Origin of the sequence: Psychrobacter sp. JCM 18903 (assembly GCF_000586475.1) — a bacterium.
Taxonomy (GTDB): Bacteria; Pseudomonadota; Gammaproteobacteria; order Pseudomonadales; family Moraxellaceae; genus Psychrobacter.
In genome coordinates, this window is record NZ_BAWJ01000002.1 from 21,239 (window position 1) to 35,302 (window position 14,064).

A 14,064-nucleotide genomic window follows, 5' to 3' on the forward strand; every position below is an offset into this window, starting at 1 on the left:
GAATAATAATCATTGATTTGGAGTTTTTATGACCATCACTATTTACGGTATCAAATCTTGTAGCACCATGAAAAAAGCTTTTACCAAACTAGACGAGCTCGGTGTCAGCTATGATTTTCATGATTATAAAAAACAAGGTATCGATAAAGAAAGTGTCCAACGTTGGGTAGCTAAATTAGGTATCGATAAAGTGCTCAATAAGCGCGGTACGACATGGCGCAAACTAGACGACAGTCAAAAGCAAGCGGCTGATGCTAGTCTAGATAACGCCATTGACTTGCTTGTAGAAAATACCAGTATGATTAAGCGTCCGATAGTTGAAGGTGAGCTGACTGATAAAAACAAGAATATATTACTATGCGGTTATGATGAAGCTGAGTTTGATAAAGTTTTTTCGTAAAAGAATACGGCTACCATCAATAAAGCCCGAGCTAAAAACCTCTTAGCTCGGCTTTATAACACCTAAAATAAACCAAATCACACTTGCGAGCCATATAAGCAAGACGTAAAAGCGAATTTGTTCAGCATTCCAATCTAGTGCAAACCACTCAATGAGGAAAAATGACTTCCACCCCTCTATCCATTTTGCGCCACCATAGCCAATAATCCACCAGCAATACAAGCTTTCTAAGATAAAAAGCAGACACCAGAGCCACAATGCCATGATTTACTCCTGCTAGTCCGCCAATGATGAGCCTAAATCACGACTGATTAATGTACCAACCCCTTCATTGGTAAAAATCTCTAACAGCGTGGCATGAGGCACACGACCATCGACGATCACCGCGCTTTTTACGCCGCTACGTACCGCATCAAGTGCACATTGGATTTTGGGAATCATACCGCCTGAGATAGTGCCGTCTTCAATGAGGCTGTCGACTTTCTTTGGTGTGAGTCCAGTCACGACTTCGCCGTCACGACCCAGCACACCTTTGATATTGGTTAGAAGCATGAGCTTTTCAGCTTGTAAAAATTCCGCTACTTTACCTGCAACCAAGTCGGCATTGATATTGTACGTATTGCCTTCGCTATCGACCCAAGTGGCGCGATGACGGGAATAAAATCAGAGGCAATGAGCATGTTAATCACGTCTTTATTGACACTGACCACATCACCGACAAACCCTAAATCGACGGGCACAGCAATCCCATCTGTGCCAATTTTTTCCATCATCAGTTTTTTGGCTAGGATTAAATTGGCATCTTTACCCGTCAAACCGATAGCGCGGCCACCGTGCTTGTTGATTAAGCTAACAATAGATTTGTTGACGCTACCACCTAAGACCATCTCGACGATATCCATGGTGCTTTTATCGGTGACGCGCATACCATCGATACGGTCTGACTGACGCCCCAACTCTTTTAATAAATTATCCACTTGTGGACCACCGCCATGCACGACCACGGGATGAATGCCAACAGTTTTTAACAAAACGATGTCGCGGGCAAATGAGCTCTCAAGCGCAGGATCCGTCATCGCATTGCCACCGTATTTGACCACGATAAGCTTATCGACAAAGCGCTGGATATAAGGCAGCGCTGTGGTCAATACTTCAGCAGTGTTTTTGGCATCATCTAAATTAAGCGTCATTATAAACTCCTAAGTTATGGTATTAAAAAGTCATATTTTTATTTGACAGCAACTACTTTGACGGTAACTATTTTGCTCAAAACTATTCGGCAGGAATAGCGACAATTTGTTCCGCCAGTTTTTTATCAAATGGGCGACATAAAGCGGCAAATTTTGCTTGAATGTCGCGTAAGTCTTCTATGCTATCACCAGCAAAGCGTGCGGTAAGATTGTGACTGGTATTTGATTGGCGGAGCACCCCAAAACCATGGTCGAAATCCAAACGCACGCCATCAATACAGCTCAGCTTCGTCCCCACTGGCAATAAGCATTTGGCTTGCTTGGACGTCATATATTGCCGACTCATCGAACAACGGCAAAGCGATGGCTGGCTAGTAGCTATCCAATGATCACCAGAATCTTTTGCTACAGTCGCTTCTACGAGTTGGCGTAAATACTGACAAAATTTGGTCAGCTGTACGACGATAGTATCGTCTTTTTTAAAGGTTTTAGGCATCGGCAAATAATGATCCGCCGTACTGACCATAGCAGGCAATTGTTCTGTAATATCAGTCAGAGATTTTTTGCCGTGAGCATCGTAAGCCGCTAGCCAATGCAGCAATCGCAAGGCCGCGTACATGGCGTCATCATAAATAATGAAGCGGCTATCGTTAAATATGAAATGCCCTGACAATTCACCTGCAAAGACAATTTGACCAGCAGACTGCTGCATCTGTCGGCGCATAAAACTGCTGCCCGTTTTACTGAGCACAGGTGTTGCGCCAAGCTCAGACAAGAGATTCGGTAGATGATGGGAGCATTTGATATCAAAAAGGATTTGAGAGGGCAGTTGTGAATGGACTGGGCCTTTAGAACACAGCGATTCGGGGTGTTCGGTCAGCGCCACTTGCGCTAATAAATATAGCAAGTGATCGGGCGTGACAACTTTACCGCTATTATCGACGATCATTAAGCGGTCGCCATCGCCATCAAAAGCGATACCTATATCTGCTTGATGTTGACGCACACTTCGCTGTAATTTTTTAAGACGGTGTGGTTCAGTGGGATCAGGATTGCCAGAGGGAAAACTGCCATCTGCGGTGTCATTAATCATGATGACCTGCTGGCAAAAATTCTCAAATAAACGCTGGGCGATATTACTGGTCGCCCCATGCATGCAGTCTATGACCACCACCACATCAAGGGTGTCAGATGGTTGTTGGTTATCTTTGGAGTGTTGTGTATTACAGGGATGGATTTGCTTAAAAACTTGCGCGATAGCCTCAATATAAGTCGTCGCGACTTGTGTATCAGATAAATTAAACGGCTGATTACAAATAGATTTAGCAGTTGTATTTTTCAGCGTATTTTGAGCATCAACCTGTGCTTGAGCGTGATTGAGGTGGCAAGCATAGGTAGACCGTGTTTTTTGCCAAAGCAACTGAATCTCTGCATGGCTCGGAGATTGATGGTTGACCAACCATTTGATACCTAAAATGTCTTTAGCAGAATGACTGGCGGTGACGATAATGCCATGACCAGAATATTGCTCTGCCCAAAAAACCATCATGGGGGTAGTAATTAACCCCAGCTGGATAACCTGTAGGCCATATTCAGTCAGTATATTAGCCAATCTCTGAGCGATAATATCACTACCGAGACGCACATCATAACCAAGCACAATGACGGTTCTTTTAAGGTCGATACTTGGTTTTGGCAGGCAGGCTTTGACAGGAGCTGCGGTTGAGTTGCAATCTGCGACACTATAAAGCTGAGCAAATGCCTTGCCCAATGCTTGAATAAAGTCAGTGGTAAAATGCTGGCGTGAACCACGAATATCATAAGCACGAAATAAGCATTGCTGCGCAGCAAAAGACGGCATCGCTTATTCTCCTTATGGCGTGATTCACGTGATGGTGATTTTGTGATGACTAAAGTACAATTAAAATGGCAAATCAGTAATGATAACTGATTATTGGCGGCCTGAATGTCCAAAGCCGCCTGCACCGCGTGCACTGGTATCACTAAATTCTGATACCACTTCAAACTCAGGGCGGGCAACGGGTACGACGACATATTGTGCCATACGTTCCGCAGGATTCAACACAAAGTCTTCATTACTACGATTCCAAATACTGACCATCAGCTCACCTTGATAATCGGCATCAATCAAGCCAACCAAATTACCCAAGACGATACCGTGCTTATGACCGAGACCTGAGCGCGGTAAAATCATCCCTGCAAAGTTAGGGTCTTGGATATAAACCGCCAAACCAGTACCAATTAAATGCGTGGCACCTGCTTTAATCGTCAATGGCTCATCAATACAAGCGCGCAAGTCGATACCAGCGCTGCCATCAGTGGCGCGTGTCGGTAACGAGAACGCTTTATCTTCAGTAATTTTAGGATTTAATACTTTAACTTGTACAGCTTGCATAACGCACTCACTTAACGGTTGGATAGTTTCTAAATAATATTGTTTCTAAATAAGATAATTTCTAAATAATATAGTTTTAACGTTGGCTATGTGATTATAGTATCAACACACTTGCTAAACCCAAGAATGACATAAAGCCGACGATATCTGTCACGGTGGTTAAGATAACCGAGGCGGATAGGGCAGGGTCAATATTCATGCGTTTTAGGAGCAGTGGAATACTAATGCCCGAAACGTTAGCAGCAGTCATATTGATGGCAATGGCAAAACCAATGACGGCGCTAATTTTAATGTCATGAAACCATAATTGGGCAATAATCGCATGATTATCGCCCATATGATACCGTTTATCGCGCCAACCCACAGCTCTTTATTTAGTAACCACAAACGGTTGGAACCACCGATTTGACCCATCGCCATACCACGAATGACCACTGTCAGAGTTTGTGACCCAGCAATACCGCCCATACTCGCGACCACAGGCATGAGTATCGCCAGCGCCACCACTTTTGCCAGTACCGCCTCGAACTGACCAATCACAGCCGCAGCCAATAAGGCGGTACACAAGTTAATGCCTAGCCAAATACTGCGGCTTTTGGCACTGGTTAAAATAGGCGCAAACAGCTCTTCATCTTGGCTGACACCCGCGAGGTTTTTCATGGTGCTATCGACATCATCTTGGATAATTTCCATGATGTCCTCGCCATTTAACTGACCGACCAACTCACCATGGCTATTAATAACGGGGGCAAAACGAATATCCTCTGAGCGGAAAATCGCTGCGGCATCTTGGATGTCTAAGCGATCATTAATGGTGATGGCGTTATCAATCAATTCTGAGACTAAGGTAGTTTGATCATGTTTAATCAAATCGACCAGACTGAGCAGTCCGAGTAATTGTTGGCTTTGATCGACGACCAGCAGCTCTTGGCTTTCATCATCGAGCAAATCGTCATTTTCTCGTAGCCAGTTCTGTACTTCTGCAAGGGTGATATCATCCCTGATCTGAATGAGGTCAGGATCCATATAACGACCGACTTCCCAGTCAGCATAGGTATCGAGCTTATTGACCTGCACTCGGATGTCTTCATCCAAGGTAGCCATCACCGAGGTACGCACACTTTCGGTGACGGTGTCTAAAATCTCAGAGATGTCTTGCGCATCAAGGTCTTGGGTAAATAAGGAAATGTCTTTCGATGAGACGTTTTCTAACAGCGGCTGGCGTGTATCAAACTCTAACTCGGCAAGCACTTCGCCTTTGATGTTTTCTGGTACTTGTGCCCAAATCAATAAGCGATTTTGGCTAGGGAACGATTCTAATAGGCTCGCAATCTCATATTTGGACTGCTTTTCTAAAAACTCAGTAATCGCCTCGTATGCCTTGTCAGCAACCAAACTTTGCAGATATAGAAGCTTATATTCGCCGCTATACTCTGCTGGATTGTAATCTCCCTGTAGCGTAGATGGTCGTTCCTGATCAGGCATAGGGTAGGCATAAAGGTTCCAAAGTTTTTAGAAAGTATAAATAATAACAAACACTAAAATGTCGAATAAGTGCTAATTTCTCATGTCGCTAACTGGTGATGCTCTCAAGCGTGGAGCCTAACGCTAACGATTACCCAATAAAGCGCGAATATTAGCCAAGTATTCATCAGCAACGGCTTCTGGGTCTTTAGTCGCTTTTTTCTTTTTCGCCTTGGCTGGCCAGTCGATATGCTCTTCTGGTAACTCATCTAAAAAGCGCGATTCAGAAGTGACACGCATCTGACCGCCCGCACGGCGCTGAGTCGCTAGCGTCAATGTCAGCTCTCGACGCGCACGAGTAATGCCGACATACATCAAGCGCCGTTCTTCTTCGACCGTCTCGCTTAGGATAGAGTTGCGGTGCGGTAGCATTTCTTCCTCAAGCCCCATGATATACACAAAATCAAACTCCAAGCCTTTTGCCGCATGCAAGGTCATCAAGTTAACCTTGTTGGTATTTTCTTCTTCTTGCTGCTGCTCGAGCATATCCAGCAACACCAGCTTACGAATGATGGTATCAATGGTGCGATCTTCGTCTTCTTCGGCCCGATTAATCAGTGATTGAATACTAGTGTAGAGCATATCAATATTATCGATACGGTTTTTTTCTTGTTGCGGGGTTTTGGCGTCGCTACGCACAAAGTCGATATAACCCGTTTCATCAATCATTTGGCGCACGATAGGCACAGGGTCAGGATGCTGATCCAGCTCACGCGTATAATGTTCAATAAACTCACCGAACTCCTTTATCGTACCATAGGCCTTCGACGGTAAAACATGCGCGAGCCTGCGTGGGTACAAGAAGCGAGTAGCGAGATGCTATGCTCTTGTGAAAATAAGCCTAACTTCTCTAGCGTTGCTGGCCCCATTCCACGCTTAGGCGTATTGATAATACGTAAAAACGCACTGTCGTCTTCAGGGTTCAGAATCAAACGCAGATAGCCCATGATGTCTTTGATTTCACTACGCGCAAAGAACGACTGACCACCCGATAATTTATAAGGCACTTGCAGTTGCCGCAACTGCGCCTCTAGCATGCGCGCCTGAAAGTTACTGCGATAAAGAACGGCGTACTGCTCCCATTCATTACCGAAACGCAGTTTATGAGTGACAATCTCTTTTGCCACACGCTCAGACTCATCATCATCGTTGCGGCAGTTAATAATGCGAATTTTTTCGCCTTGACCTTTATCTGACCAGAGTTTCTTTTCAAATAAATGCTCGTTATTGGTAATAACGGCATTGGCAGAGGTCAAAATACGCGTGGTCGAGCGATAGTTTTGCTCAAGCATGACGATTTTTAATTTAGGGAAATCTTCTTTGAGTAGCGCCATGTTTTCCGGTTTTGCACCGCGCCACGCATAGATAGATTGATCATCATCGCCAACGACGGTAAAACGCCCTTGCGGTCCGACTAAGTATTTAATCATCTCATACTGGGCGGTGTTGGTATCTTGATATTCATCGACGAGCAAGTAACGAATACGGTTTTGCCATTTATCGCGCAGCTCTCTGTTTTCACGCAATATCTTGGTCGGCAGGACAATCAAATCATCAAAATCAACAGCGTTATAAGCACGCAGGTTACGCTCATATAAGGCATAGAGGGTGGCGAAGATCATGTCTTCTGGATCGTCTAAGGTTTCCATCGCCTTGTCCGGTTCAATTAGATCGTTTTTCCAGTCAGAAATCATTTTAATGCTTTGCCGACCAATTCACGACTTTCAGCGCCGCTTAAATTGTCGCGCATCATCAGCTCCATCAGCAAACGCTTACTGTCGTCGCTGTCCATAATGGAGAAGTTACCTTTGAGCGGGGTATGAATCAACTCATAACGTAAAAACTGTAGCCCAAATTGGTGAAAGGTAGACACCGTCAGCCCGCGAGTTTTTTCACTCGGCAGCAATTTACTGACACGAGCTTTCATCTCGCGCGCCGCTTTATTGGTAAAAGTCACCGCGGTAATGCGCTCGGCTGGCATGTTGCATTCTTCGATTAGATAGGCAATCTTGCGGGTAATCACCGATGTCTTACCGGAGCCGGCACCTGCTAGCACAAGCAATGGACCGGATACGTAAAGCATCGCTTCTTGTTGTTTGGGATTAAGTTGACTCATAAGGTGACCTGTAAGACAAAAGCAAAAAGAAAGCAAAAAAGGCGAGTGTTGATATCAAGCGTTGCTCAGTGAGATAAAAACAGCACGTATGAGGCAGATCGATAGCGCAAAATGGCAACATAGCATTATAGTTGGTTGCATCATCTCGATATCAAAACATGGCGTCGATAAGGTTAATCAACCTATCCGCTAATCACGCTCATGACCGTTAATATTTTGTGACAATTAATCAAGAGAGCCATCGTTAAAACAGCCGCTGATACTACTATGCAATTAGGCGGGTTATTATAAAGCAAAAACCGTCACATTGGGGAGGAGTTCAAGGATCGGCACCCAGTAAAAAAGCGTTAATTTTTCGTGACTTATACTATATATACTAGCGTCCATTCAAAAATATGGATTTGGGCTTAATATAAGGTAACGTCTATATCATAATTCATGGTAAAAAAAACATGTTTCTTTCACCTATAAAGTGACCGTTCAATACAGTTAAAAACTAGCTTTTAGGCACTGATATGCGTATAGTACGTAAATAATTTATGCCAGTTGTCTCGTCATTGTTGACCACGTGTAATGAGCTATTAAATCAATTAAATAAACTATCGAATATGATATTGATTTAATACGTTGATCTTACGTTGTTAGAAGATGCGTTAGGCGACCAGCCTTTCTCCGTTATATATCGGAGTATCTATAGTTGGTCATGTCTGACATCGTCGTCAATAAGCTTGATAATTGGTTATTACCAGCACAGTATCTATATGAGCCATTGAGTTATTAAGACCCAATGGGAGTTACTTTGTGTTTTCGTCTGCGTTATGCCAGTCGCCATTACCACTCTATAGTTTGTGAGTATGTGCGCTGCGCTTGACACTCGATTGGGTGAGGAGCACGTATTATCATGTCTGCTTTTAATTGGTCAGCCATTGCTTTTATCTTAGCCGCCATTGGGCTAGTGGTCTTTATGCTGGTTGTGCGCGTTTGCTTGGCGGTCGCTCTCAGGGCTCACAAAAAGAAGAAGTATTTGAAGCGGGTGTTGTCGGAGCTGGCAACGCCCGTATTCGTTTGTCTGCCAAATTCTATTTGGTGGCAATCTTCTTCGTTATCTTTGATTTAGAAGCGCTATATTTATACGCTTATGCCGTTTCAGTACGTGAAGCAGGCTGGCTGGGCTTTGCCGCAGCCGCGATATTCATTACCATCTTGATCATAGGCTTGGTATACGAGCTCAGTCTGGGTGCGATGAATTGGGCACCATCGGACAAGCGCCGCAAGCAACCACGTCTATATGCAGCTCCGGCAGGTTTTAATTTGGCAGATATTACGCAGTTTGATGGCGTCGATGAGCTGATGGTCGATCCAACTGGCAAGATACCAGCCAGTCTTCAGGGCAGATTAATGTCTCGAACAATATCGAGACCAACCGTCGTCACTTGCAAAATATCGATCATATTAATACTACTGGTAATGTGACTTCCATGGATTTTGCCACATCTGCGCAACAAGACAAAGTCAAACGCTAATCGCTTTTGACGGTCTTGTGGCACATTACTGCAAAATGGTCGCTTATTAATAATAGAAGTTAAGGCGATAGCGGAAGCAAGATGATTGCTGCGCTTCGCCTAATATAAAGGTTGTATGTTATGAAATACACATTAACAAAAGCCAACCCTGATGCAGATGTCTATCCTGCACAGACCAGTCAAACGGTCAATGATCCAATCGAAGACGAAGTGAATAAAAACGTCTTTATGGGTCGTCTCGAAGACCTTGTCCATTCAACAGCAAACTGGGGGCGCAAGCACTCACTTTGGCCATTTAACTTTGGTACCTCTTGCTGTTATGTCGAATATGCCACCACCCTAACCGCCGTTCATGATTTGTCACGCTTTGGTGCCGAAGTTATTCGCGCGTCGCCCCGTCAGGCAGACGTGATGATCGTTGCTGGTACTTGTTTTGTCAAAATGGCACCGGTTATTCAGCGCCTTTATGAGCAAATGCTTGAGCCAAAATGGGTTATCTCGATGGGTGCCTGTGCTAACTCGGGTGGTATGTATGATATCTATTCGGTCGTGCAAGGCGTGGACAAAATTATCCCTGTTGATGTCTATGTGCCCGGTTGTCCGCCGCGTCCAGAAGCGTTGATCCAAGGCTTGATGTTGCTGCAAGAGTCGATTACTAAAGAGCGTCGCCCGCTAGGTATTCATGTCAATGATCAGGGTATCTATCAGCCACAAATGACGCCTGAGCGTGACCGTAAGCAAGCAGATCGTATCGCTGTGAAAAACTTGCGTAGCCCAGACAGTATCTAATCAGCGAGCCTGTAGCCAAACTGCATGTGATAAATAGCATATTAGGCATAAATTGTTTAGTTATATCATGTTCTAGTTTGGCTCAATCATACACAATCCGTAAAAGTGCTCAGTACGCATATATTCATCGTAGTTCGCTTATGTTTAGCGTAGTTCAGTTATGATTAACATAGCTCGGTTAGGCTCAACATAGCTCAATGATGATTAATGAAGGAATACATCATTCATGGTCACGGTAGTTGAAAACATAGATCCTAATATTAAGCCTGTTCCAGCGGTTATCACCGAGCTGGAGCAGAAGTATGCCGGTAAGTTTGTCGTGCAGCACACTGTGGATGAGATTCCAACAGTGTGGGTCGCGCGTGCAGACTTATTAGATGTTCTCTTATTCCTACGTAAATTGCCCCAGCCATACGTCATGCTATTTGACTTGTCAGCGATAGATGAGCGTCTGCGCCAGCATCGCCAAGGTTTACCTGACAGCGATTTTACGGTGTTTTATCACTTGATGTCGCTTGAGCGTAATAGTGACGTACGTATTAAAGTCGCGCTGAGTGAAGACGATGTCAATGTACCGAGCGCTACGCAGATTTGGCCAAATGCCAACTGGTACGAGCGTGAAGTGTGGGACATGTTCGGTATTGTCTTTACGGGTCATCCGCATCTAACGCGTATCTTATTACCAAAGTACTGGGAAGGTCATCCGCTGCGTAAAGAGTATCATGCGCGCGCGACTGAATTTACCCCGTATTTCTTGAATACCGCCAAGCAACAATATGAGCAAGAAAACCTGCGTTTTGTCCCAGAAGAGTGGGGCATGAAGCGTTCAGGTCGTGATGAAGACTTTATGTTCTTGAACATCGGTCCTAACCATCCCTCTGCTCACGGTGCATTCCGTTTAGTGCTACAGCTTGATGGTGAAGAAGTCGTCGATTGTATCCCTGATATCGGTTATCACCATCGCGGCGCAGAGAAGATGGCTGAGCGTCAAACTTGGCATTCATTTATTCCTTATACCGACCGTATCGATTACCTCGGTGGCGTGATGAATGAGCTGCCGTACATCATGTCGGTCGAAAAGCTTGCAGGGATTACCATTCCGCCGCGCGCTGAGACTATCCGCGTAATGATGAGTGAGTTTTTCCGTATTACCAATAACTTACTGTTCGTCGGTACGTTTATTCAGGATGCGGGCGGCATGACCCCGGTATTCTATATGTTTACCGATCGCCAAAAAGCCTATGATGTCATAGAAGCCGTGACTGGTTATCGTATGCATCCCGCTTGGTTCCGTATCGGCGGTACGGCTGCTGATCTACCACGTGGCTGGCAGCGTCTGGTTCGCGAATTCTTAGATTGGATGCCAAAACGCTTGGACGAATATGTCAAAGCGGCATTGCAAAATAGCGTGCTCAAAGGTCGTACCCAAGGTGTTGCTCAGTACAATGCTAAGCAAGCACTTGCTTGGGGCGTGACGGGCGCTGGTCTGCGAGCAACAGGCGTTGACTTTGATCTCCGTAAAGCACGTCCGTATATGGGTTATGAAAATTACGACTTTGAAGTGCCAGTGGGTTACAACGGTGATGCGTATGATCGCTGTATGGTAAAAGTCGAAGAGATGCGTCAGTCATTGCGTATCATCCGCCAGTGCATGGATAACATGCCACAAGGCCCTTATAAAGCCGATCATCCACTAGCGGTACCACCGCCAAAAGACCGTACCTTAAACGATATTGAAACCTTGATTAATCACTTTATCTCAGTATCTTGGGGTCCTGTGATGCCAGCGGGCGAGTGTACGACGATTGTAGAAGCGACCAAAGTTGAACAGCTATTACATCACCTCGGATAAGGCGACGATGAGCTATCGTACCCGTATTCGTACGCCGACATTTGCGCATTTGCAGCAGATGCCATCGGTGATTAATGGCTCGCTCGTCTCTGATGCCATTATGTATTTGGCATCGATTGATATTGTAATGGCTGACTGTGATCGCTAATACTTTAGTCTAATACTTTGATCAGAAAATTATTTTTATTAAAGAAATACGTTTATCAATATATCATTGCCAAATGGCACACCAAAATGCTGATATCTTGCCATATAGCGACACTTATAAGACTGTCGCTATTAGCTGATAAAGCGTGATGAGTGAGGACAGATAGAAGACTATGAAAATTGTTTCCGACAAAATGCCAAAAGTAGATGTGGCAAGCATTCTCACTAGCGAGGAAATTGCGGCTATTCATGAGTTTATGCACCATTACCCGCAAGCACGTGCTGCTTCGCTAGACGCGCTAAAAATCGTGCAAAAGCGCAACGGCTGGGTCGATGACGCACAAGTGAATGCCATTGCCAATATTCTAGACATTCCGATGTCAGATATGGACGGGGTTGCTACTTTCTTTAACCGTATTTATCGTCAGCCTGTCGGTCGCCACGTCATCCTTATTTGTGATTCAGTGGCTTGTTTTTTGACAGGTTATGAAGCGTTATCAGCTGAAATCAGATCGCAGCTGGGTATTGAGTATGGTCAGACGACGGCTGATGGTCGTTTTACGCTATTGCCAATTTGCTGCTTAGGTAACTGTGACAAAGGCCCTGCTGTGTTGATTGACGAAGACACCTATGGCCCTGTCCAGCCCGAAGAAGTCACGCAATTATTGGAGCTATACGCATGAGATTAACGCTTTCAGAGCAGATTGCTCAACGTAGCCAAGGCAAAGCACCTAGCCAGCTTAATGAGCAGCGCATTCCAATTTATGGTGATAAAGCAACAGCGACTAGCGAAACAAAACCGTTAACATGGCGTCTAGCACATCATGATGCCGTACTAGATTTGACCACCTATGAGTCGTTAAAAGGCTTTGATGGCTTAAAGCAAGCTTTGAGTCAATCGCCTAAAGAAGTTGGCAATATGATTAAAGCTGCCAACGTCAGGGGTCGCGGCGGTGCAGGCTTTAATGCTGGTTTGAAATGGACATTCATGTCACCACCAGATGGCTTGCCACGTTATCTCATTTGTAATGCCGATGAGATGGAACCGGGCACGTTTAAAGATCGTCTATTGATGGAGCGTCTACCGTTTCAGCTGATTGAAGGTATGTTGATTACCGCACATGCGATTGGTGCAACGGACGGGTATATCTTTATCCGTGGTGAATACATTTTAGCTGCCCAGCGTTTGGTCGCTGCTATCGAAGAATGCTTGGCCAATAATCTAATGGGCAAGAACATTCTAGGCTCAGACTTTAGCTTTAACTTGCACGTGCATACGGGTGCTGGCCGCTATATTTGCGGTGAAGAAACGGCACTGATTAATTGCTTGGAAGGTCGCCGTGCTAATCCACGTACTAAACCCCCATTCCCACAAATTTCTGGTGCATGGGGTCGTCCAACGGTAGTCAATAACGTTGAAACCTTGTGTAACATGCCAGCCATTCTAAACCATGGCGTCGAATGGTATCAGTCATTATCTAACATCAAAGGCAAGAGCCAGACACCGGGTACCAAACTGTTCGGTTGTTCAGGCTTAGTTAACGATCCAGGCCTGTGGGAATTACCGTTTGGTTATACAGCACGCGAAATCATTGAAGATTTAGCGGGTGGTATGATCGATGGCAAAACATTAAAAGCTTGGCTGCCGGGCGGTGCCTCTACTGACTTTTTAACCACTGAGCATTTAGATGTGGTGGTGGATTTTGACACCATTCAAAAAGCAGGTAGCCGTATGGGTACTGGTCTGATTATGGTCGTGGATGAAGCACAAGATATGGTGCCACTCGTTCGTAATATCGAGATTTTCTTCCAACGTGAATCTTGTGGTTGGTGTACGCCATGCCGTGACGGTCTGCCTTGGGGTGTCAAATTGCTTACCGCTATTAATGATGGTGAAGGGCAAGTGGGTGATGTAGAAAAACTAGAAGGCCTCACGCGTGACTTATGGATTGGTAAAACATTCTGTGCACATGCGCCGGGTGCGATGGAACCACTGATGAGTGCGATTAAATATTTCCGTCCAGAGTTTGATCAAAAGATCGCGCAGGCGGTTGGTGTCGATGTCATTGATGCGGCAGCCAATCAACAGCCAGAAGTGAAATAAGGA

Annotated in this window: 7 protein-coding genes and 5 pseudogenes; 6 read left to right on the plus strand and 6 right to left on the minus strand. The window is 45.0% G+C overall.

Going from position 1 to position 14,064, the window contains the following annotated elements:
* The first annotated feature begins 28 nt into the window (after nucleotides 1-28).
* Complete coding sequence (locus TT12_RS01625) at nucleotides 29-400, plus strand: Spx/MgsR family RNA polymerase-binding regulatory protein (RefSeq protein ID WP_045451640.1); 372 nt, start codon at nucleotides 29-31, stop codon at nucleotides 398-400.
* A 42-nt stretch (nucleotides 401-442) separates the two neighbouring features.
* Here TT12_RS01625 and TT12_RS01630 read toward each other — a convergent pair whose 3' ends face one another.
* The 6 genes and pseudogenes from TT12_RS01630 to TT12_RS15115 all read right to left on the minus strand — a co-directional run bounded on the left by TT12_RS01630 (nucleotide 443) and on the right by TT12_RS15115 (nucleotide 7,646).
* On the minus strand, nucleotides 443-664 hold the full coding sequence (locus TT12_RS01630; protein ID WP_045451643.1) for a hypothetical protein: 222 nt from the start codon (nucleotides 662-664) through the stop codon (nucleotides 443-445).
* Between the two features lie 12 nt (nucleotides 665-676).
* Nucleotides 677-1,590: pseudogene (gene argB / locus TT12_RS01635) on the minus strand (acetylglutamate kinase).
* 82 nt (nucleotides 1,591-1,672) lie between these two features.
* A complete protein-coding gene (locus TT12_RS01640) occupies nucleotides 1,673-3,451 on the minus strand; it encodes a phosphomannomutase/phosphoglucomutase (protein ID WP_045451645.1) in 1,779 nt (592 codons plus the stop codon).
* 90 nt (nucleotides 3,452-3,541) lie between these two features.
* Complete coding sequence (dut, locus tag TT12_RS01645; RefSeq protein WP_045444733.1) at nucleotides 3,542-4,006, minus strand: dUTP diphosphatase; 465 nt, start codon at nucleotides 4,004-4,006, stop codon at nucleotides 3,542-3,544.
* Between the two features lie 94 nt (nucleotides 4,007-4,100).
* Nucleotides 4,101-5,491: pseudogene (gene mgtE / locus TT12_RS01650) on the minus strand (magnesium transporter).
* Between the two features lie 123 nt (nucleotides 5,492-5,614).
* Nucleotides 5,615-7,646: pseudogene (locus tag TT12_RS15115) on the minus strand (UvrD-helicase domain-containing protein).
* Between the two features lie 901 nt (nucleotides 7,647-8,547).
* Between TT12_RS15115 and ndhC the strand changes: the two are divergent.
* The 5 genes and pseudogenes from ndhC (at nucleotide 8,548) to nuoF (ending at nucleotide 14,061) form a co-directional block, all read left to right on the plus strand.
* Nucleotides 8,548-9,169, plus strand: a pseudogene (gene ndhC / locus TT12_RS01665) (NADH-quinone oxidoreductase subunit A).
* Nucleotides 9,170-9,289: 120 nt separating this feature from the next.
* Nucleotides 9,290-9,958: a NuoB/complex I 20 kDa subunit family protein gene (locus TT12_RS01670; RefSeq protein WP_025653094.1), complete on the plus strand. Its 669-nt coding sequence runs from the start codon at nucleotides 9,290-9,292 to the stop codon at nucleotides 9,956-9,958.
* A gap of 226 nt (nucleotides 9,959-10,184) precedes the next feature.
* Nucleotides 10,185-11,958, plus strand: a pseudogene (gene nuoC, locus TT12_RS01675) (NADH-quinone oxidoreductase subunit C/D).
* 172 nt (nucleotides 11,959-12,130) lie between these two features.
* Nucleotides 12,131-12,640 (plus strand): NADH-quinone oxidoreductase subunit NuoE, encoded by a 510-nt coding sequence (gene nuoE, locus TT12_RS01680; protein ID WP_045444735.1) that lies wholly within the window; start codon nucleotides 12,131-12,133, stop codon nucleotides 12,638-12,640.
* Entirely contained in the window at nucleotides 12,637-14,061 is a 1,425-nt protein-coding gene (nuoF, locus tag TT12_RS01685; RefSeq protein WP_045451651.1) for an NADH-quinone oxidoreductase subunit NuoF, read from the plus strand. Before nuoE ends, nuoF begins: the two co-directional genes overlap by 4 nt.
* Nucleotides 14,062-14,064: the final 3 nt, after the last annotated feature.